Origin of the sequence: Pseudoalteromonas sp. c7(2019) (genome assembly GCF_011378625.1) — a bacterium.
GTDB classification, from domain to species: Bacteria; Pseudomonadota; Gammaproteobacteria; order Enterobacterales; family Alteromonadaceae; genus Pseudoalteromonas; species Pseudoalteromonas arctica.
Window position 1 is genome coordinate 342,617 of the sequence record NZ_WTKS01000003.1, and the last position, 20,797, is coordinate 363,413.

Below are 20,797 nucleotides of genomic sequence, written 5' to 3' on the forward strand. Positions count from 1 at the left end.
AACTATATAGTCATTTCACAGAACAAATTTAAGAGTAGCCACTATGAATGTAGAATTCATCAATCCTTTTTTATCTTCTTTAATTAATGTTTTAAGCACTATGGCTCAAACTCAATTGAAGCCGGGTAAACCTCGCATTAAAACTGATGAGATAGCCTGTGGTGATGTATCAGGTTTGATTGGTATGGTTGGCCCGCAAACGCGAGGCTCATTTTCAATTACATTTGATGAAGGATTAGCATTAACCATCATGGAGCGTATGCTTGGCGAACGCCCTGATACCATAGATGAAGAAGTTACCGATATGGTTGGCGAAATAACCAACATGGTAACTGGTGGTGCTAAAAATTTACTTGGCGAGAAAGGCTTCGACTTTGATATGGCAACGCCTATTGTGGTATCGGGTAAAGGTCATACAATTACTCATAAAAGCCAAGGTAAAAAGATCATCATGCCATTTAGCTGTGACGCAGGTAATGCAAACATTGAAGTTAGCTTCGATAAACTATGAGTTGGCAGCAAAAGCAAATTACATTAAAACCTCGCCTGCGAGGTTTTCATATAATTGATGGCGAAATATTATCTCAACTTCCTGAACTGGCGAGTTACAAAATAGGCTTGTTACATTTATTTATTCAGCATACCTCAGCGAGCCTTACAATAAACGAAAATGCAGATCCCACTGTTCGTATGGACATGGAAAGCCATTTCAATAAATTCGTTCCTGAGCGTCAACCTTACTACCGCCACGATTATGAAGGTGATGACGACATGCCCGCGCATATTAAAACCAGTACGTTAGGCTGCGAGCTAAGTATTCCTATTTCAAATGGTTATTTAGCGTTAGGTACATGGCAAGGCATTTATTTAGGTGAACATCGTAACTCAGGCGGAGCTAGACGTATTATAGCAACTATTCAGGGGGAGCTATTTTAACAAAAGCTTCAGGTTTCAAAGTATTAGCTCTTCTGTACCTCACTCATACCTCATAACTTCAAAGTACGACACCTTTCTTGTGGCGCTGAGCTCGCGCGAAGCGATAGCTTCTAACAACCAAAACTTCAATGCTGAATATTGCACATAGAATAAAGTAGATAAGAGAGATTTTAAATTATAATTTTATTTATGATTTTTAATATAGAAAATTTTGAAAGGATATAAAAAGATTGGAGCGGTACACGAGGCTCGAACTCGTGACCTCGACCTTGGCAAGGTCGCGCTCTACCAACTGAGCTAGTACCGCATTTTTATTTCTTTAGTTATTTTACGCTTAAGCGCGACAGGTCGCGTTCAACATTCTAGCAACTGAGCTAGTACCGTATAACTAAATTTACTATCACTACAATTTCTTTTGGTTAGAAATTGGAGCGGTACACGAGGCTCGAACTCGTGACCTCGACCTTGGCAAGGTCGCGCTCTACCAACTGAGCTAGTACCGCATTTTTCAGTTATTTTATTGATGCGCAATAAATTGCGTTCAACATCCTAGCAACTGAGCTAGCTTTTATTCACTTCAATTTCTTTTGGTTAGAAATTGGAGCGGTACACGAGGCTCGAACTCGTGACCTCGACCTTGGCAAGGTCGCGCTCTACCAACTGAGCTAGTACCGCATTTTTCAGTTATTTTATTGATGCGCAATAAATTGCGTTCAACATCCTAGCAACTGAGCTAGCTTTTATTCACTTCAATTTCTTTTGGTTAGAAATTGGAGCGGTACACGAGGCTCGAACTCGTGACCTCGACCTTGGCAAGGTCGCGCTCTACCAACTGAGCTAGTACCGCATTTTTCAGTTATTTTATTGATGCGCAATAAATTGCGTTCAACATCCTAGCAACTGAGCTAGCTTTTATTCACTTCAATTTCTTTTGGTTAGAAATTGGAGCGGTACACGAGGCTCGAACTCGTGACCTCGACCTTGGCAAGGTCGCGCTCTACCAACTGAGCTAGTACCGCATTTATTGATGGTAATTCAATCACTCAAACACACTAACCCCGCGTGGGTTATCGTCTTGAGCGGGGCAGGATTCTACAATAATACAGTCTGTTTGCAAGTGTTTTTTACAAATTAAAGAAATTTTCTCTATAGACTTTTAATTCCATAATCGAATCTTTAATGTCATCCAAAGCAAGGTGTGAGCCTTTTTTGTTCACTTTTGCAAGCACTTCTGGTTTCCAGCGACGTGCTAATTCTTTAATAGTACTCACATCAAGATTTCTGTAATGAAAGAAGTCTTCAAGCTCGCGCATATATTTATTCATAAAGCGGCGGTCTTGACCAATTGAATTACCACACATTGGCGAAGTGCCTGCTGGTACCCACTGCTTTAAAAACGCTAAAGTTTGCTCTACAGCATAGGCTTCATCAAAGGTACTTGCTTTGCAGCGTGCTGTTAAACCCGACTTACCATGCTGAGTAGTACACCACTCGTCCATGCCATTTAGTAATTCATCACTTTGATGAATAGCTATAGTTGGCCCTTCGGCTAATATATTCAGGTCTGCGTCAGTGACAACCGTCGCAATTTCGAGTATTTTATCGGTCTCTGGTTCGAGTCCGGTCATTTCAAGATCGAGCCAAATTAAATTTGATTTATTAATAGTCATAATTACCTAAGCGGTGCTTTCCTTTAGATCCAACGCATTTCGATATATCATATTAGCATCAACCGTCGAGCTAAAGCTTTTTTTAGGAAAAGCGACATTTAACTAAGGTTATAGGCCTCCAGTGGCAAAACAAAAAAAATTAAGTAAAGGCCAATCGCGTCAGATCAAGGCCAATCACCAAAAGCGCATTAATAGCGCAGACTCAAGACCGGCTAAAAAAGGGGCGCAAGAATGGCAAACCGATAACTTAGGTCAGGTCGAGAGCGCAATTGTGATCAGTCGTTTTGGCCAACACGCCGATGTCGAAACTGAAAATGGCGATGTACTTCGCTGTAATATACGCCGTACTGTGTCTAATTTAGTATGTGGTGATGAAGTATTATTTCGCCGTGCCAAAGTAAGTGAGGGTGATTTAGCCGGTGTAATTGAAGCCACGCAAGAGCGTCGCTCGCAACTTACCCGCCCTGACTTTTACGACGGTGTTAAAGTTATTGCAGCCAACATTGACCAAATACTCATGGTATCGGCGGTATTACCCGAGTTTACCCCTAGTATTATCGACCGTTATTTAATAGCCTGTGAAGATATGGGCATTGAGCCAATTTTAGTGCTCAATAAAACCGATTTAATTGACGAAGCAGGCCTTAACGAAATACAAAAAGTTCTCGATATCTATCGTAAACTTGATTACCAAGTACTCCTTGTTAGTAATATATCAGGCGATGGTATCGATAAATTAAAAGAAGTACTTGTTGATAAAAATAATATTTTTGTTGGCCAAAGTGGTGTGGGTAAATCAACCCTCGTTAATACTGTATTGCCTAACGCTGAAATATTAACTAAAGAAGTATCTGAAAACAGCGGCTTAGGCCAGCACACAACAACTGTTTCACGCCTTCACCATTTGCCAAGTGGCGGTAACCTAATCGACTCGCCAGGTATTCGTGAGTTTGGTTTATGGCATTTAGATGTTGAGCGTGTAACGTGGTGCTTTAAAGAGTTTAGAGAATTTATAGGCGGATGCCGCTTTAGAGACTGTAAACATTTAAACGACCCGGGTTGCATCGTTAAAGAAGCAGTAGCCGATGGAAGAATTTCTCAATTGCGCTTTGACAGCTACCACCGAATTTTAGAAACAATGGCCGATGGCCGTGCAGGCGCCCGTGCGCCTCGCGTATAATTTAGGAAAAATACTGTGAGTTTAGACAAATTTAAAATCGCAATGCAGTACGCAATGCCAAAACATTTTATTTCACGCGTAGTCGGAAAATTAGCTGCTGCAAAAGCGGGTGCTTTAACAACTACTTTAATTAAACTATTTATTAAGCAATATAAAGTAGATATGAGCGAAGCCCAATACCCAGATCCGGCTCATTATAAAAGCTTTAATGAATTTTTTACTCGCCCTTTAAAAGACGGCATGCGCCCAATGGTAGATGGTAGCAATATCATCATTCATCCAGTGGATGGCGCAATCAGCCAGCTAGGCGATATTGTTGACGGACAGCTAATACAAGCTAAAGGCCACGATTACAGCTTACAAGCGCTACTAGGCGGCTCACAAGATGATACAACACCATTTTTAGGCGGTAAGTTTGCAACGATTTATTTAGCACCTAAAGATTACCACCGTATTCATATGCCAGTTGATGGCACACTAAGCAAAATGATTTACGTGCCAGGTGATTTATTTTCAGTAAACCCACTTACAGCTCAAAACGTGCCTAACTTGTTTGCACGTAACGAACGGGTAGTCGCAATTTTTGAAACTGAGATTGGTCCGCTTGCTATGGTACTTGTTGGTGCAACAATTGTAGCCAGCATAGAAACTATTTGGGCAGGTACTGTCACGCCACCAGCAGGTAGCGATGTATTTAGTTGGAAATATCCAACCACTGGCGATAACGCTATCACGCTTAAAAAGGGTGAAGAGATGGGTCGCTTTAAATTAGGCTCTACTGTGGTACTAGCATGGGGTGCTGATAAAGCTGAAATATTGGAAGATCAACTACCTGAAGTGGTTACTCGCTTAGGTACTGCGTTTGCAAAAATTAACGACTAAAATCAATCGTTAATTTGAAATTAAAAAACCGCGTTTATTTAAACGCGGTTTTTTATTTTTGTAGGCGTAAAGCCTGCTTACGCGAAAAGGGCCGCTTTTAATATTTATAACTAATACTTTACTTACTTATTGGCTTCTCTAAAGCGAAGCGCCCTCTTAACCTCTTTGTGAATAAATCACTTAAGATCTTATTGCACAAAAAGAAGTAAAAGAGGAGTAAATGAGAAGATATCTGGCATAGAAATTACGAGCTTTGCTCGTCACGCCAGAAAGCTGTGCATCAACAAGCTTGGTGCAGAAGTTTGATATGTTGTAGGCGTGAAGCTTGCTCACGCGAAAAGCGCAGCTTTTAATTTTTTAGCGCTACATTTAATAACAGGCACAAGCCCCTCAAAAACTATTTACCACACTCTTTACACTCTGAATCTTTAATCACTTTAAAGTGTTGTTGTTTTAAAGTAAGCGCATCAAAGGTTATAAACACACACCCCTCTGCATGCCCCAGCAATAAATTGAGCGTAAGTTGCGCCTGCATAGAACCAATCACACCCAGTAGCGGGCTGATAACCCCTGCGTTACTGCAATTTATAACGGGTGTAGCTTCGCTTTGTGGAAAAACACAGCCATAACACGGGCTATCACTTTGCCTAAAATCAAAGCCCATTAACTGCCCTTTAGCTGCCAATGCAGCACCAGAAATTAACGGTGTTTTATTAGCAATACAATAACGATTAACACTATAGCGAGTACTAAAGTTATCAGAGCAATCAAGTACTATGTCAGCCCCTTTTAGCATGTAGGCTGCATTACTCTCATCTAACTTTTGGCAATGCGTTACTATTTCTATTTGATTATTCAGGCTCGCTAATACTTTACCCGCTGCGGCGACCTTGTTTTGCCCCAAGTGGTTTATTTTATAAAGCACTTGGCGCTGTAAATTTGAAAGTTCTACCTCATCATCGTCAATTAAAATAAGCGTTCCAATACCCGCCGCAGCTAAATACAAAAGTACTGGGCTACCTAACCCGCCTGCCCCAACAACCGCAACCGTTGAAGTTTTAAGCGTTAATTGCCCTTCAAGCCCCACTTCTTCAAGCAATAAATGGCGGCTGTATCGTAGGGTTTCTTTATCGCTTAGCTCATTCACTTTCACTGACCATATTAAGATTAGCCTTGTTAGTATTACCCTTGTTAGTATTAATGTGCACTGCTTATGGCCACTTTCAGAGCGCTTATAGCCTCTACGTAATTATCAGCCTCGGTTATAGCACGCACTACGGCAACACTGCCTACGCCTGTTTTAGCTACCTGCTCAGCACGGCTTAAATCAATTCCGCCTATTGCTACTGTTGGGTAGCTTTGCATAAGTGGTACAAACTTAATCAGCTTTTCAAGGCCTTGTATTTGACCTGTCATATCTTTTGTTGTGGTTGGGTAAATAGCGCCAAATGCCATGTAACTAGGGCGATAATTATGCGCACGTAGCATTTCATAAAAACCATGAGTAGAAAGCCCAAGCCTTAATCCAGCGTCTTTAATTGCCGCTAAATTAGCAATGTCTAAATCCTCTTGCCCTAAATGCACACCATACGCACCATGTTTAATAGCTAGCTGCCAGTAATCGTTTATAAATACCTGCGCATTGTATTGCTTGCCCAGCTCAACAGCTTGCTTAATGAGCTCATCCAGCTCGTCTTGCGTTTTATTTTTAACACGTAACTGCGCTGTTTTAATGCCTTGTTGTAAGCATTTTTCTAGCCAATCGGTACTATCTACAACCGCATATAAGCCAAGCGATTTACTTTCACAAGGTGCAAAGTCAGCAGCCATATTAAAATCAAGCGGCACATCAAAATCTAGTTCATCACCAAGCCAGCTACCTGGCTCAATCACTTGTGGGTAATCTGCTAAATTAGTGGGAAATGAAGTCTGAGCAACCGGTCCAATTCCTTCGCCGTAGCGTATCGACTGTTTTAGCCCTTGATTTATATATGCTTTAGCTAAAATGAAGGCATCTTTTAATGGGTAATCTTTAGCTAAACACGCAGCAATTACCGAAGCCATGCTACATCCGGTGCCGTGGTTATGCGGTGTTTGTATTTTTTGATTACCAAGCCAATACTCTTCACCATCTTGCGTAAAATTATTTACACAATAATCAATACAATAGCCGCTTGGGTAATCCCAATGCCCGCCTTTAATAACAACGGCTTTTGCACCCCAGCTTAATAGCTTATTAGCCGCTTCTTTTATTGCCGCAGGGCCAATTAAATACACACCGGTTAATAACTGTGTTTCGTGGGTGTTTGGGGTTATTACATCCACCAGCGGCAGTAAACATTCTTTAATTGCGCTTACCGTATCTTCTTCTGTTAGTAAGTCACCGCTTGAGGCAATCGCAACAGGGTCATATATAATAACGGGAGGCACTGGCCACTTAGCTTTATAGTGACTTATATGTTCGCTGATCAACTGAATTTGCTGCACGTTGGCTAACATACCAATTTTAATCACTTTGGCTTTCATGTCTTTTTCAAGTGCAAGTAACTGCGACTCAATAATATCAGTCGACACTGCATTAATAGCCTCCACACCTAAACTATTTTGTGCAGTAAGCGCCGTAATTGCCGTGCAGCCATGCACGCCAAAACTTTGCATTGCTTTTATATCAGCTTGAATACCGGCACCGCCGCCAGAGTCAGAGCCGGCAATTGTCCATACTACGTTATTCATATTTTTTTCCTTACTGCTGATGCCAAAATGGCATCCCCATTGTAGGGGTTGATGGGGCTGCTACGTCTTTTTCCGGCATCGCTTTTGCTTTGAATGCAAAGCGCCCCGCTTCAACTGCGGCTTTAAATGCGCGGCTCATAGTAATTGGGCAACCCGCCCCTGCAATGGCTGAATTTAATAATACCGCATCATACCCCATTTCGAGTGCTTGGCAGGCATGCGATGGCAAACCTAAACCTGCATCTACTATTAATGTGGTATCGGGTAAGCGCTCTCGAATAGTTTTTAAATTATAGCTATTTAACAATCCCTTACCGGTGCCTATTGGTGCCCCCCATGGCATAAGCACCTCACACCCTAGCTCATTTAAACGCTGGCAAAGTACTAAGTCATCGGTGCAATAAGGCAATACTTTAAAGCCATCATCAATCAATATTTTTGTGGCTTCAAGTAACGCAAAAGGGTCTGGTTGTAAATTGTAATCATCGCCAATCAGTTCTAACTTTATCCAATCGGTAGAAAATACCTCTCGGCACATTTTTGCAAGCGTTATCGCTTCTTTAACACTGTGGCACCCTGCGGTATTAGGGAGTATTTTCAAACCGGTATTTTTTATTAACTGCCAAAAATCATCACCCGCTGCTGCACTTTGTTGGCGCCTAAGCGATACGGTTACAATTTCAGCCCCAGAGGCGACTATTGATTGGGTCATAATATCGGGCGACGGATAAAGCGCAGAGCCTATTAATAAACGACTCTTTATTTGCTCTCCATAAATAGTTAAACAGTCTTTAGTTTGCATGAGCTTTATCCGCCTTGAATGGGTGACAGCAACTCAACACTGTCGCCTTCATTAAGTACATAGTTACTGTGCCGACTTTGTGGAATAAATTCGCCATTAACAGCCACAGCAAAAGGCGCGACTGCACCAAAACTTTGAAGTACCTCAACGAGTGCTTTGCTATTAACATTAAGTGGCTCACCATTAATTGTAATGTTCATTTTTTCTCACTCTATTCGTGAAACTGCTTGCGCCACTAATGCCGGCGCCAACATATAACCATGTCGATACAAGCCGTTAATACTAATTACATTACCAACTTGTGATACTTCTGGGCGGTTATCGCTAAATGCAGGACGTAATCCGGTTTGAATATTAAGTAGTCGTGCTTCGGCAAACCCGCTGTGTACGGTATAAGCCGCTGAAAGTAACTCAAGAGTTGAGCGCACTGTTGCGGCGCCATTGTCTTGTGACTCAATTTCAGTCGCACCAATTACATATTCACTGTTAGGTTTAGGCGCTATATAAATTGGATAACGCGGGTGCATTAAACGCACTGGCCTGATTAAACTTACCTCTGGTGCGTATAACCTTGCTACTTCGCCGCGCACACCCCTGAGCGGTTTATCATCTTGGGTATTTTTAGCGCCAAGCCCACGGCAATCAATAATATAATCGAATGGTCGATTATTTATTTTATTGTCGCTAATGGTTACGCGCTGATTAAATACAAATTTTACTTTGCGTTTGTTGAGCTGTGCAAAGCTGGCTTTATAAAATGCTTGGTTATCAATTTGCCCCTCGCAGGGTAAAAATAAGCCTTGATTAAAGCGCCCTGCAAGTTCAGGTTCAAGCATTGTAATTTGTTGAGCATTTATATGCTCGGCAGTGTGATCAGCTAGCGGTTTTATACGCTGTGCAAAGCTTTGTAAATCGCCTTTGTCCTGCTGATGCGCAATGACCAAAGTGCCTTGCTGCTGAAAAAAAACCTCACTTTCAAGTTCTGCAATAATGCTGGGCCAGCGCTTCATTGAATCAAGACCCATTAAAGCTAAATCAGCCTCGCACAATACCGACTCTGCAAGCGGGGCAAGCATTGCTGCTGCCACTTTACCTGCGCTATTTTGTGTACGTTCATCGTCTGCTTCAAAAACAGTGACATGGTGCTGTTTGCTCAGCGTAAGCGCAGCTAACCTGCCCGCTAAACCAAACCCAACCACCGCAATGCTATAAACCATACAAACCTCCAAAGCAGTTATTAGTAGGTGCGAATTCACTCGCACTTCTTCAACTTTTAAAGAAGCGAGGTATAACACCTCACCTACGTCTGCATCTAACTTTTAGCGATAATTACTTTATACCGCTTTATGGTAAATCTCTGAGCCTGTTTGCTTAAACTCAGCTGACTTAGCTTTCATTTCGGCTTCTACATCAACCATTTTTATTTCAATAGCGTCGCCTGCGTTATTAGGATCAATACCGCGTGTTTCTAAATCTTTAGCGTAATCGCGTACTTCTTGGCTAATTTTCATAGAGCAAAATTTAGGACCACACATAGAGCAAAAGTGAGCCACTTTGCCTGATTCTTGTGGAAGGGTTTCGTCGTGATACTCGCGAGCTCGGTCTGGATCTAAACCAATATTAAATTGGTCATGCCATCTAAACTCAAAGCGTGCTTTTGATAAGGCGTTATCGCGCTCTTGCGCGCCCGGGTGACCTTTTGCTAAATCGGCGGCATGCGCTGCAATTTTGTAGGTAATTAAGCCTTCTTTAACATCTTCTTTATTTGGCAGACCTAAATGCTCTTTAGGTGTTACATAGCAAAGCATTGCACAGCCGTACCATGCTATTTGAGCGGCACCAATACCAGAAGTAATATGGTCATACCCTGGTGCAATATCGGTCGTTAACGGGCCTAAAGTATAAAATGGCGCTTCGTCGCAGTGCTTTAATTGCTCATCCATATTGGCTTTAATCATGTGCATTGGCACATGTCCAGGACCTTCAATAAATACCTGTACATCGTGTTTCCACGCAATTTTAGTCAGTTCACCTAATGTGCGCAGCTCACTAAACTGTGCTTCATCGTTGGCATCAGCAATAGAGCCTGGGCGAAGTCCATCACCGAGTGAAAAACACACATCGTATTGTTTTAAAATTTCGCAAATGTCTTCAAAGTGTGTGTATAAAAAGTTTTCTTTATGATGCGCTAAACACCATTTAGCCATAATTGAGCCACCGCGCGACACAATACCGGTTACACGTTTAGCGGTCATTGGTACGTAACGAAGCAGTACACCCGCATGAATAGTAAAGTAATCAACGCCCTGCTCGGCTTGCTCTATGAGCGTATCGCGGAAAATCTCCCACGTTAAATCCTCAGCCGCACCGTTTACTTTTTCAAGCGCTTGATAAATCGGCACTGTGCCAATAGGTACAGGCGAGTTACGTACAACCCATTCACGCGTTTCGTGAATGTAACGTCCCGTTGATAAGTCCATCACGGTGTCTGCGCCCCAGCGGGTAGACCACACCATTTTTTCTACTTCTTCTTCAATAGATGAGCTTACTGATGAGTTACCAATGTTGGCGTTAACTTTTACTAAAAAGTTACGGCCTACAATCATAGGTTCTGTTTCTGGATGGTTTATATTATTTGGTAAAATAGCGCGACCACGGGCTATTTCGTCGCGTACAAATTCTGGGGTAATAAATTCAGGAATACTCGCGCCAAACGACTCGCCTTTATGCTGCGCGGCAAGTAATTCTTTACGAATTTCTGCACGCCCCATATTTTCACGAACAGCTACGTACTCCATTTCAGGAGTAATAATCCCTTGGCGTGCGTAGTGCATTTGCGTTACGTTTTTACCAGCGACACCACGGCGAATTTTTGGAAGGTGATCAAAGCGAATATGATCCAGCCCTTCATCTGCCATACGTTGCTGCGAAAACTGCGACGTCACTGATTCTAAAACCTCGGTGTCACCACGGCTTTCAATCCATTGTTCACGAAATTTTGGTAAGCCTTTGCGTACATCTAGTTCAAAATTAGGATCGGTATACGGACCCGACGTATCGTAAACACGTAGCGGATCGTTTGACTCATAAACAGGGTTTTCATCTGTGCCACCAATAAACGTATCACTTAATGTGATTTCACGCATACCAACACGCACACCAGGTTGAGTACCTTCAACGTATACTTTATGAGAGTTTGGGAACGGTTGACCCGTTAAGTTATAAATATATTCAGACGCGGCAGCACGAGTTTCTCGGCGTGACGCTTTATTTGTAGTATTTGACATGACTTGCCTCATTGCTTAAGGGTTGTCTTGTCAGATATTCCGAGGAATAGAGAAAGATCGTAAAGTAGCGTACATGCTACTTTGCAGCCTAAAAAATAAATCACTTTATTGTGCGCATAAAAAAAGACGCACAAGCGTCCCATTTTAGGCAGCTTGTTCCCTACGCAGGTATTAACCTGATCAGGTTCACGGATCCCGCTTTCGCGATCTCAGCCAAAAACTAATTACTTAGCTTTGGCACTCCGACAAGTATTGATATATAAATTCTGTTCGTTAATTTGAAGGTGTTATCCATCAAATCTGCGCTGAGTGTACGTCAGTTAAAAACTGCCCGCAAGGGGCTGTTTTTTAAAAACTTAAAATTATTTAGGGATAAACACAAATGTTTGCTCGCCTTGCATGACTAATTGCTGGTCTTGCATTTTAAGCTCTGCACCTTGCTTTAAGGCTTGTAATAACTGCTGCTCAAACTCATCAAGGTCTTCGCCGCACGACTTGCGCGTCATTCCTAATTTACTTACGGTAAGGTTACTTTCTTCAAGCGAGCCTTCACCAAAAAATTTGTTACAGCCAGCAAAACCGTTTACTTGCAGTGCTTCAATAAAGCTCATTGATGCATTAAACGAAGGTGGAATTGCTAAACCATCAACACGTGATAATTGCCATTGGGTGTATTTAAGCTGCTCACTGGTAACCGTCCCTGTTGATGCGCAACCAACACATAAACCGACTATAAGCATCGGTATTGCTGCTAATTTCATGCTACTACTAACTAATTGTCTAATTAATGTAATTGTAACAATATTTATGCCCTTTATCCGTTAAAAATGCATGTTTTAAATGTAAATTTTTGTTCTATGATAGTTCAAAAGTTATGCGATTAAGTACTAAGTTGTAGTTTTAAATACGTTATCTATTTGCTCAGGTAAAAACGGTCTACCTTTTTCATTAACAGACGTTCCTATAACCAGTGCATTGAGCATTACTTTTTCATCGCTTTTACGTATAACCGTTTGCTTAAACGCAAATTTTAAACGACTAATACGCTGCGGCTCCACAGCCACATAAAATTCATCACCTGGTAATAGTGAATGTTTATAGTCCATTTCGCTGCGCATCACGACTAGGTTAATTTTATCTTTCGCTAATTGAGCAAAATCAATACCGTGTGCGTACAAGAATTCATGGCGAGCATGCTCTAAATAATTAAAATAAACACTGTTATTTACGATACCTTGTAAGTCACATTCGTAATCACGTACTTTGAAGTCAACTTTAAAGGTCATATTAGTAATCCTGATTATTTAACGTATAATTGCCGCGTTTATAGCACATGTGTTTAAATAATTGCTACCATACGAGTCCCTAAAATGGAGTTAAGTAACCCAATGAACTTACGTTTGTCTTTAATTACTGCCGCACTTTTACCGCTGCTTGGTGCACCAATTGCAGCTAACGCTGATGATAGCGACCTAGAAAGAATTGTTGTAACCGGCGATTTTCAGCGCGAAAGCATTCAAACTTTAAGCGCGAGTGCGAGCTTATTCAGCGAAGATGAAATTAATCAACGTGGTGCAAGTTACTTAGACGAAATGTTAGGCAGTGCCGCCAATGTAAATTTTGCATCTGGTGCGTCGCGTGGTCGTTACATCCAAATTCGTGGCGTGGGACTTCGCTCACAATTTGTAGACCCTATTAATCCATCTGTAGGCTTAGTCATTGATGGTATTAACTATTCTGGTCTTGGTGGCAGCTCATTATTATTTGATATAGACCAAGTAGAAATTTATCGTGGCCCACAAGGTACACGCTTTGGCGCAGACGGTATGGCCGGTATGATCCAAATGGGTTCAGCTAAAGCCACGAGCGATCCAAGTTTAAAATTACAAGTAGGTGCTGGCACGTATAACACCCGCGAAGCAGGTATTGCAGCAAGCACAGGCTTAACAGATGACACTAGCGCACGCGTTAGCTACTTTCGCAGAAAGTCAGACGGTTACGTAGATAACTTGTACTTAAATGACGAAACACAAAATCAAGACGAACAAGTAGCCCGCTTTAAAATAAACAGCCAGCTTACAAAGCATTTAAATACTGAGCTAAACCTGCATTATATCGATATTAATAACGGATACGATGCGTTTACGCTTGATAACAGCCGCAATAGTGTTGCCGATGAACCAGGCCAAGATAATCAAGAAAGCTACGCTATAGGTGTCAAGAATACTTACACGGGTTTTGACGCTTTTGATGTAAATCTAAACCTGTCGGCTATTGATACCGAATTACTTTACAGCTTTGACGAAGACTGGGTATGTAACGATACAAGTGAGCCAAAGTTATGTGCTGCTGGCTTACATCCAGATGGATACAGCTCAACTGATTTATACAGCCGCGATCGCGACGATCAGTCTGTAGATTTACAGTTTAATTCTAAAACGGGTAACTGGGTTGCGGGTATTTATTACCAAAACCGTGACGTTGATTTAGAGCGCCAATACACATGGTTAGCAAGCCCGTTTTCTTCAACTTACGAAACGAGTAACGTTGCAGTATATGGTCAAGTAGCGACTCCAATTGGCCCTAAAACCACATTAATTACAGGTTTACGTGTAGAGCAATACAAAGGTGACTACACCGATAGCAATGGCTTTATAGAAGATACTGACGATGTAATGGTTGGCGGTAAAATAGCACTTGAATATCAAGTAATTGATCGCACTATGATCTACACCAGCATTACCCGTGGCTACAAAGCTGGCGGTATTAACTCAGAAGCGCTTGCTAAAGCAAAAGATGAAGGCTTAAACCTAAGCGCTGATTTTTTCCAGCAACACACCAGTTTCGACCCTGAATATTTATGGAGCGGCGAATTTGGTGTTAAAGGCTCATCGCTTGATGACAAATTTACGCTTCGCTTAGCTGCATTTTACATGCACCGCGACGATATTCAGTTAAAAGCATGGCAAGTAGAAGGTCAGCAATTTACCGGTTATGTTGATAACGCAAGTTCTGGTAGCAACTACGGATTAGAAGTTGAAGGTAGTTACCAACTAACTGATAATCTATTTTTAACGGGTAGTGCTGGTTACTTAAACACTGAAATAGATGACTTTGTAACGCAGTCTGGCTTAAACCAAGACGGTCGTGAGCAAGCACAGTCACCTAAATACCAGTATGCGTTTACTGCTCGCTATAACTTTACAAGTGAGCTTTACGGTATGATTGGTGTTGAAGGTAAGGACGACTACTACTTCTCAGATAGTCATAACTCACAGGCACCAAGCAGCAACTTAGTTAACTTAAGCTTTGGTTACGAAGCAGACATGTGGGCAGTTCGCGCATGGGCTCGTAACGTGTTTGACGAAACAGTCCCTACTCGTGGTTTTGAGTTTGGTAACGATCCGCAAGATGGTTACCAAACGCATACCTATACACAACTCGGTGAGCCTCGTGTAGCAGGTGTTACGTTTACGCTTAATCTGTAAGGCATAATAGTTGGCTTTCAACTAAAAGCTTTCAGCAAGCAATAAAAAACACCGCGTTTAAATTAAACGCGGTGTTTTTATATAAGAAGTAAAAATTTGTGGTAGACGTAGAGCTTGCTCACGTGAGAAGCGAAGCTTCTAATTACTTTAAGTTAAGCATAAACGACATATAATCGAACAACTTTTTAAAGCTTCGCTTTAACGCGTCAGCAAGCTGCACGCCTACAGGGTATTTAAAACACCGAGTTCAATTTTATGGCTGTGTTGTAGACGTAGATCTTGCTCACGTAAGAAGCGAAGCTTCTGATTATTTAGAGTTAAGTATAATCGACATATAATCAAACAACTTTTTAAAGCTTCGCTTTCACGCGCCAGCAAGCTGTCCGCCTACAGAGAATTCATAGCACCGAGTTCAATTTTGTGGCTGTGTTGTAGCCGTCGAGCTTGCTCACGTGAGAAGCGCTGCTTCTAATTACTTTAAACTAAGCATAAACGACATATAATCGAACAACTTTTTAAAGCTTCGCTTTAACGCGCCTACAAGTCAAGCATCAGGCTCTTTGTACATCAAACGCTATTACGTCTTTAATTTTTTCTTTATTTGTTGCGAGCATTACCAATCTATCAATCCCCAAAGCAACACCAGCGCACTGTGGTAATCCATGCTCCAGCGCTTTAATTAAACGCGTATCCATTGGCACTTGCTTTAAACCATTTTCTGCGCGGTATGTGTTATCTTCATTAAAACGTTTAGCTTGCTCACTGGCATTTGTGAGTTCGTTAAAGCCGTTAGCCAATTCCATATTTTTGTAATAAAGCTCAAAGCGCCCTGCTACGCGTGCATCATGTTCACAAATTTGTGCAAGTGCCGCTTGAGAAGCTGGAAAATGATAAACAAAACACGGTTTTTCTTGTCCTATTGTTGGCTCCACTTTCATACAAAATAATAATTGCAGTAAGGTATCTTTATGCGTTTCATTTTGGGCTATATCAGCAAACCCCTGCTTACACGCTAGTTGCTTTAATTGCTCTATGCTTGCTGTTAAAGGATCGAGGCCGAGTGCTTGTTCAAACGCTTGCTGATAAGTAAGTCTAGTTGCAGGCTCGACACCTAAAACAAGTTGCATTAACTCATCCATTTCATCCATAAGTGTAAATTCATCAAAGCCTGGGCGATACCATTCCAGCATAGTAAATTCAGGATTATGATGGCTACCCGCTTCTTCATTTCTAAATGCTTTACAAAGCTGAAAAATAGCGCCTGAGCCTGCTGCTAACAAGCGTTTCATGGCAAACTCTGGAGATGTTTGTAAAAACAGAGGAAGCCCACCAGCATGCCCTGGACCTACAAATTTGGTATTAAAACTAGCTAAGTGCACATCGGTTACACTGGCAGCACTTAAGCTTGGCGTTTCTACTTCTAAAACATCACGTACATAAAAAAAATCACGGATGCTACGTAATATCGATGCGCGTTGTTTTAGTGTTTCAATGCTTGCGCTTGGGGCCCAAAGATCTGCTGACATATTTTCTCCAAAAAAAAATCCCAGCGTAAGCTGGGATTTTATAAACAATGTTAAAGCTTACTTAACACGGCTTACATATTCACCGTTACGAGTGTCTACTTTAATTACTTCGCCAATTTGTACAAATAATGGAACTCGTACCACAGCGCCTGTGCTAAGCGTTGCTGGTTTACCACCAGTACCCGCTGTATCGCCTTTAAGGCCAGGATCTGTTTCAGTGATCTCAAGCTCAACAAAGTTAGGTGGTGTAACAGCAATAGGGCTGCCGTTCCATAATGTAATTGTGCATAAATCATTTTCAACTAACCATTTTACTGAATCGCCTAGTGCTTTTTCGTCAGCAGCAATTTGCTCAAATGTTTCGTTGTTCATGAAATGCCAAAATTCGCCGTCTGTGTATAGATACGCTAAATCAGTATCCATTACATCAGCACCTTCAACTGATTCACCCGATTTAAAGGTTTTTTCAAGCACCTTACCAGAGATAAGTTTACGGATACGAACACGGTTAAACGCCTGGCCTTTACCAGGTTTTACCATTTCATTTTCTAAGATACTGCAAGGCTCGCCGTCCATCATAATTTTTAGGCCGCCCTTGAACTCGTTGGTGCTATAATTCGCCATCGTTTCCTCTATTTATATTTTTTCGAGTAATCTACATGCCAATGATACAAAGAAATGAAGCAAATTTGCATAAAAACTGGCAAAAAGAATTAGCAAATGTAGTTACCTGCCCAAAAACCTTGCTTGAAATGGTCGGTTTATCGAGCCAAGTCCATGAAAACGACCTAAAAGCCCGTAGTTTATTTCCGGTACGCGTGCCTATCCCTTTTATAAAAAAAATACGCAAAGGCGATCCAAACGATCCTCTTTTGCTACAAGTTATGCCACGCCATCAAGAATTTTTGACTAAATCGGGTTTTAATAAGGATCCCCTACTTGAGCAAGATAACGACCAACCAGGCGTTTTACATAAGTACAAATCGCGTGTTTTAGTGATGTTTAAAACCGGCTGTGCTGTAAATTGTCGTTATTGCTTTAGAAGGCATTTTCCGTATCAAGAAAACCAACTCAATAAAAAAAGTCTGCTAGAAACACTGAGCTATATAAAATCAGATACCAATATAAACGAAGTGATTTTAAGTGGTGGCGATCCACTGATGGCCAAAGACGATGCAATAAGCTGGTTTTTGGATGAGCTTGAGCAATTACCACAAATAAAACGAATGCGAATTCATAGCCGTCTGCCAGTAGTTATACCGGCGCGAGTTACCGATGAGTTATGTGAGAGATTAGCAAAATCGCCATTAAAAATTATTTTTATTAATCACATAAACCACGCCAACGAAATAGACGCTGATTTTAAAGCTGCCATGCAAAAGCTTAAACAAGCAAACGTAACGCTTCTAAACCAAGCTGTAATTTTAAAAGATGTGAACGATACGCTCGATGCGCAAATAAATTTAAGCGAAGCGTTATTTGACGCAGACGTATTGCCGTATTATTTGTATTTGCTAGATAAAGTTGAAGGGGCCAGCCACTTTGATATTAATGAAGCGCAAGCAATTGAAATAATGGCAGAGCTATTAAAAGCTCTGCCTGGATTTTTAGTGCCTAAATTAGTAAGAGAAATCGGTGGTCAAAAAAGCAAAACACCTATCGATCTTAAGCTAATTTAAAACAGCATTTAAACGTATATATTTACGTTGTTACCCAATGATGCTGTTACCGATTTAGCCGGTGTTTGCGCACTTGACGATTGTGCAGCACCTTCAATAAGTGCAAGAGCCGCCGCGCCATCTGCTAATTGCTGCTTTTTAGATAAAGCAGCGCTGTAAAGCTCACTGCCTTGGCCTGAGCCAGAAACAGCGGGTAAACTTGTGCCTGATATATTCATATAACAAACCTGACTTTTAAATGTAATCCAAGTATTATGTCGGCAATGCAGTGCAAAGCTTTAGGAAAACCATGGATTCTATTATTGAACAACTCAATGCCAACTTAAAAATTGTTTACCGTCAGGCACTTGATGCTGACAAAAAACTCGACGAGCTTCAACAGCAAGGTCACGGTAAGTTTAAAGCCTTATTTACTGCCGATTCAGGCTTTAGCTTTGAAGCTAAACGTTTTAAGCCTTACGTACTCGACGTAGCCGCTGATGTTGAAAGCTTATCTAACGATGGTTTTGAAGAAGAAAAACTGAAAACAACCGTTATTAAGTTACAACAAATACTCACGTTGTTAGCTACTTTTAAGTAAAGCTTAAAAATAAAAATGCCGCTATTTAGCGGCATTTTTATTTTCAGTTAATCTAAACTTGGTAATATTTGTTCACCAAACCACTCTGTTAGTAAGCGTTTTTCGTAATAAAATGATTCGTCGCGGCCCATTTTAATTTTATCCATAAAGCCCATATCTTTAAGCTCCACATCAGTATCTTTACTTAGCACTGTACCGTCGTTATCGGTTAACGAATAATTTAGCTTAATGCGTGGAAAATAAATTGGTTTTACTACACGAATTTCGTCCACACCGCCATAACGCACATCACCTGCTAAATCTAAATCTGTAAACTCTACGTTTAATTTATAATCTTTTGGCAATTGCTCGGCTAGTTTAGCCATATGCTTTTCGAAACTTGCTGCCACACTTTTGTGATATGAGCTCTTTGTTTGGTTTGACGCTCGCACATCACGATAATCATTAAAGTCATGCCATTTAACAACAGACTCACCAGCATGGGCAAGCGCAGGTAATGCGATACACATTGTTGTTGCTATTTTTTTAACTAAATTCATATCTTTCTCCAAAGAGGTAGACCAATCACAAAAGTGTAGATTGGAGTAAACCTAGCATTAGCTATTACTAGACTCATTTTAGCACTTGTTTATTAACTATAACTTAATCTTACGTATAAAGTGTTACTTGTACTGAGTAAAATGTAATCAAAAGTACTTAATTTACCGTTATTAAAAAAAGATGTTATTTAAACTATAGAAATTACAGATAAAGCATGTAAATCACCTCTATTTATGGTGAAATTAACTCAATTGATAAAAGGTACCCACGGAGCTTTCATGACTATTTTAGTAACCGGTGGCGCTGGCTATATTGGCTCGCACACTGTTTTAGAACTTTTACAGCAAGGTAACGATGTTGTTGTTATTGATAATTTAAGTAACTCATCACAAGAATCACTTGCGCGCGTAAAGAATATTACAGGCAAAGAGGCCACTTTTTACCAAGGCGATATTCTCGATAAATTCTTTTTAGATTCAGTATTTGCAAAACACACGGTTGATAGTGTTATACATTTTGCGGGCTTAAAATCAGTGGGCGAGTCGGTTGCAAAGCCCATTGAGTACTATCAAAACAATGTACAAGGTACGCTTACGCTTGTTGACGCAATGCGCGATGCTGGTGTATTTAAATTAGTATTTAGCTCGTCAGCCACAGTATACGGCGACCCTGCAAGCTTACCAATTAAAGAAGACTTTCCTGTAGGCGGTACTACTAACCCGTACGGCACATCTAAGCTGATGGTTGAGATGATGCTACAAGATATCGCCAAATCAGATGAGCGCTTTGCGTTTGCTATTTTGCGTTACTTTAACCCAGTGGGTGCACATGAGTCGGGCTTAATTGGTGAAGATCCTAATGGTATTCCAAACAACCTTTTACCGTTTATCGCACAAGTAGCGGTAGGTAAATTAAAGCAACTCGCTGTATTTGGTGATGACTACGACACAGTTGATGGCACAGGTGTACGCGACTATATACACGTTGTAGATTTAGCTATTGGTCATTTAAAAGCGCTTGATAAAATTGCCAGCAGCACGGGTGCATTAGTTTATAACCTAGGTACTGGTAACGGTTACTCTGTACTACAAATGGTTAATGCATTTATTAAAGCAAGCGATCAAGCTGTACCCTATCAGGTTTCACCTCGCCGCCCTGGTGATATTGCAGCGTGTTATGCAGCGCCAGAAAAAGCACTTAATGAACTTGGCTGGGAAGCAGTGCGCGGTATTGATGAAATGATGCAAGATACATGGCGTTGGCAGTCAAATAACCCTAACGGTTATAAGGGTTAAGTAAAACAAGCTCCGCGCTTACAATAAGTGCGCGGTATAAAACCGCGCCTACAGAGTATTTTAAATACCGAGTTCAATTTTATAGCTGTGTTGTAGGCGTAGAGCGCAGCTTTTAATATTTAAAACTGATTGTTACTTACTTTTGGCTTCTCTAAAGCGCAGCGCCCTCTTAGCCTCTTTGTGAATAAATTACTTAAAA

Annotated in this window: 21 protein-coding genes, 5 tRNA genes and 1 riboswitch; of the genes, 8 read left to right on the forward strand and 18 right to left on the reverse strand. The window is 41.1% G+C overall.

The genetic code is table 11. The annotated features are described in order from the left end of the window. Positions 1-43: 43 nt before the first annotated feature. Both GQR38_RS05280 and GQR38_RS05285 read left to right on the forward strand, forming a co-directional pair. On the forward strand, positions 44-511 hold the full coding sequence (locus tag GQR38_RS05280) for a chemotaxis protein CheX (protein ID WP_007580265.1): 468 nt from the start codon (positions 44-46) through the stop codon (positions 509-511). Then, on the forward strand, positions 508-936 hold the full coding sequence (locus GQR38_RS05285) for a secondary thiamine-phosphate synthase enzyme YjbQ (protein WP_165721147.1): 429 nt from the start codon (positions 508-510) through the stop codon (positions 934-936). Before GQR38_RS05280 ends, GQR38_RS05285 begins: the two co-directional genes overlap by 4 nt. Before the next feature lie 231 nt (positions 937-1,167). On the opposite strand, the gene GQR38_RS05290 is transcribed toward GQR38_RS05285, so the two are convergent. From GQR38_RS05290 to orn, 6 genes are all read right to left on the reverse strand, one after another. After that, a tRNA-Gly gene (locus GQR38_RS05290) sits at positions 1,168-1,243 on the reverse strand. Positions 1,244-1,363: 120 nt separating this feature from the next. Further along, a tRNA-Gly gene (locus GQR38_RS05295) sits at positions 1,364-1,439 on the reverse strand. A gap of 96 nt (positions 1,440-1,535) precedes the next feature. Next, a tRNA-Gly gene (locus tag GQR38_RS05300) sits at positions 1,536-1,611 on the reverse strand. 96 nt (positions 1,612-1,707) lie between these two features. Next, a tRNA-Gly gene (locus GQR38_RS05305) sits at positions 1,708-1,783 on the reverse strand. Positions 1,784-1,879: 96 nt separating this feature from the next. Then, positions 1,880-1,955, reverse strand: a tRNA-Gly gene (locus GQR38_RS05310). Positions 1,956-2,060: 105 nt separating this feature from the next. Then, entirely contained in the window at positions 2,061-2,606 is a 546-nt protein-coding gene (gene orn / locus GQR38_RS05315; RefSeq protein WP_007585019.1) for an oligoribonuclease, read from the reverse strand. A gap of 121 nt (positions 2,607-2,727) precedes the next feature. Between orn and rsgA the strand changes: the two genes are divergently transcribed. Beyond that, a complete protein-coding gene (gene rsgA / locus GQR38_RS05320) occupies positions 2,728-3,786 on the forward strand; it encodes a small ribosomal subunit biogenesis GTPase RsgA (RefSeq protein ID WP_010554253.1) in 1,059 nt (352 codons plus the stop codon). Between the two features lie 15 nt (positions 3,787-3,801). Beyond that, the gene (asd, locus tag GQR38_RS05325; RefSeq protein ID WP_180961371.1) at positions 3,802-4,668 is read left to right on the forward strand and encodes an archaetidylserine decarboxylase; all 867 of its coding nucleotides are present in this window, start codon (positions 3,802-3,804) and stop codon (positions 4,666-4,668) included. Positions 4,669-5,065: 397 nt separating this feature from the next. Here the strand turns inward: asd and GQR38_RS05330 are convergent, their stop codons facing one another. The 8 genes from GQR38_RS05330 to GQR38_RS05365 all read right to left on the reverse strand — a co-directional run bounded on the left by GQR38_RS05330 (position 5,066) and on the right by GQR38_RS05365 (position 12,776). Beyond that, complete coding sequence (locus GQR38_RS05330) at positions 5,066-5,815, reverse strand: HesA/MoeB/ThiF family protein (RefSeq protein ID WP_165721148.1); 750 nt, start codon at positions 5,813-5,815, stop codon at positions 5,066-5,068. A 50-nt stretch (positions 5,816-5,865) separates the two neighbouring features. After that, a complete protein-coding gene (thiE, locus tag GQR38_RS05335; RefSeq protein WP_165721149.1) occupies positions 5,866-7,401 on the reverse strand; it encodes a thiamine phosphate synthase in 1,536 nt (511 codons plus the stop codon). 10 nt (positions 7,402-7,411) lie between these two features. After that, the gene (locus GQR38_RS05340) at positions 7,412-8,203 is read right to left on the reverse strand and encodes a thiazole synthase (protein ID WP_165721150.1); all 792 of its coding nucleotides are present in this window, start codon (positions 8,201-8,203) and stop codon (positions 7,412-7,414) included. A gap of 5 nt (positions 8,204-8,208) precedes the next feature. After that, positions 8,209-8,403, reverse strand: a complete 195-nt coding sequence (gene thiS / locus GQR38_RS05345) for a sulfur carrier protein ThiS (RefSeq protein ID WP_165721151.1) — start codon at positions 8,401-8,403, stop codon at positions 8,209-8,211. Between the two features lie 6 nt (positions 8,404-8,409). Next, entirely contained in the window at positions 8,410-9,420 is a 1,011-nt protein-coding gene (locus tag GQR38_RS05350; protein ID WP_165721152.1) for an FAD-dependent oxidoreductase, read from the reverse strand. Between the two features lie 117 nt (positions 9,421-9,537). Beyond that, positions 9,538-11,490, reverse strand: coding sequence for a phosphomethylpyrimidine synthase ThiC (gene thiC, locus GQR38_RS05355; RefSeq protein WP_165721153.1), 1,953 nt, complete (start codon positions 11,488-11,490; stop codon positions 9,538-9,540). A 140-nt stretch (positions 11,491-11,630) separates the two neighbouring features. Continuing rightward, a riboswitch (TPP riboswitch) is annotated at positions 11,631-11,745 on the reverse strand. Positions 11,746-11,852: 107 nt separating this feature from the next. Beyond that, positions 11,853-12,251, reverse strand: a complete 399-nt coding sequence (locus tag GQR38_RS05360; protein ID WP_010555269.1) for an META domain-containing protein — start codon at positions 12,249-12,251, stop codon at positions 11,853-11,855. Positions 12,252-12,377: 126 nt separating this feature from the next. Then, positions 12,378-12,776 carry an acyl-CoA thioesterase gene (locus tag GQR38_RS05365; protein WP_010555268.1) on the reverse strand — a complete coding sequence of 133 codons (399 nt, stop codon included), beginning with the start codon at positions 12,774-12,776 and terminating at the stop codon, positions 12,378-12,380. Positions 12,777-12,860: 84 nt separating this feature from the next. On the opposite strand from GQR38_RS05365, the gene GQR38_RS05370 reads away from it, so the two are divergent. Then, positions 12,861-14,978 (forward strand): TonB-dependent receptor, encoded by a 2,118-nt coding sequence (locus GQR38_RS05370; protein WP_206006041.1) that lies wholly within the window; start codon positions 12,861-12,863, stop codon positions 14,976-14,978. Between the two features lie 551 nt (positions 14,979-15,529). Here the strand turns inward: GQR38_RS05370 and epmA are convergent. Both epmA and efp read right to left on the reverse strand, forming a co-directional pair. Then, positions 15,530-16,504 carry an elongation factor P--(R)-beta-lysine ligase gene (gene epmA, locus GQR38_RS05375; RefSeq protein ID WP_165721154.1) on the reverse strand — a complete coding sequence of 325 codons (975 nt, stop codon included), beginning with the start codon at positions 16,502-16,504 and terminating at the stop codon, positions 15,530-15,532. Positions 16,505-16,561: 57 nt separating this feature from the next. Then, entirely contained in the window at positions 16,562-17,128 is a 567-nt protein-coding gene (efp, locus tag GQR38_RS05380; RefSeq protein ID WP_010555265.1) for an elongation factor P, read from the reverse strand. 41 nt (positions 17,129-17,169) lie between these two features. On the opposite strand from efp, the gene epmB reads away from it, so the two are divergent. Further along, the gene (epmB, locus tag GQR38_RS05385) at positions 17,170-18,183 is read left to right on the forward strand and encodes an EF-P beta-lysylation protein EpmB (protein ID WP_121953725.1); all 1,014 of its coding nucleotides are present in this window, start codon (positions 17,170-17,172) and stop codon (positions 18,181-18,183) included. Positions 18,184-18,191: 8 nt separating this feature from the next. Here the strand turns inward: epmB and GQR38_RS05390 are convergent, their stop codons facing one another. Further along, entirely contained in the window at positions 18,192-18,401 is a 210-nt protein-coding gene (locus tag GQR38_RS05390) for a hypothetical protein (RefSeq protein WP_002960797.1), read from the reverse strand. 71 nt (positions 18,402-18,472) lie between these two features. On the opposite strand from GQR38_RS05390, the gene GQR38_RS05395 reads away from it, so the two are divergent. Further along, a complete protein-coding gene (locus tag GQR38_RS05395; RefSeq protein ID WP_007585044.1) occupies positions 18,473-18,763 on the forward strand; it encodes a hypothetical protein in 291 nt (96 codons plus the stop codon). 47 nt (positions 18,764-18,810) lie between these two features. Here GQR38_RS05395 and GQR38_RS05400 read toward each other — a convergent pair whose 3' ends face one another. After that, positions 18,811-19,302: a DUF3016 domain-containing protein gene (locus GQR38_RS05400; RefSeq protein WP_165721155.1), complete on the reverse strand. Its 492-nt coding sequence runs from the start codon at positions 19,300-19,302 to the stop codon at positions 18,811-18,813. 279 nt (positions 19,303-19,581) lie between these two features. On the opposite strand from GQR38_RS05400, the gene galE reads away from it, so the two are divergent. Beyond that, the gene (galE, locus tag GQR38_RS05405) at positions 19,582-20,598 is read left to right on the forward strand and encodes a UDP-glucose 4-epimerase GalE (protein WP_007585049.1); all 1,017 of its coding nucleotides are present in this window, start codon (positions 19,582-19,584) and stop codon (positions 20,596-20,598) included. Positions 20,599-20,797 lie beyond the last annotated feature (199 nt).